General features: G+C 67.3%; 1 pseudogene. It reads right to left on the minus strand.

Features of this window, described 5'->3' with window-relative positions:
* Positions 1-284 (minus strand): annotated as a pseudogene (locus tag FVA95_RS29670) (hypothetical protein); the annotation flags it as partial.

Genomic DNA, 284 nt, shown 5'->3' on the forward strand with positions numbered 1-284 from the left:
TCCGGGCCCGGGTCGACGCGGCCGTCGCCGACGGTCACCGGTGCGACGAACATCGTGTCCGAGCCGGTGCGCACGTGGGAACCGATGGTGGTGCGGTTCTTGTTCTCACCGTCGTAGTTGACGAAGACGCTGGACGCGCCGATGTTGCTGTACTCGCCGATGTCGGCGTCCCCGACGTAGGTCAGGTGCGGCACCTTGGTGCCGGTGCCGATCTTCGAGTTCTTCACCTCGACGAACGCACCCAGCTTGCCGTCGGCGCCGAGGTGATCCGCACCCACGGGCAG

It is taken from the genome of Pseudonocardia sp. EV170527-09, assembly GCF_008369905.1.
Classification (GTDB): Bacteria; Actinomycetota; Actinomycetes; order Mycobacteriales; family Pseudonocardiaceae; genus Pseudonocardia.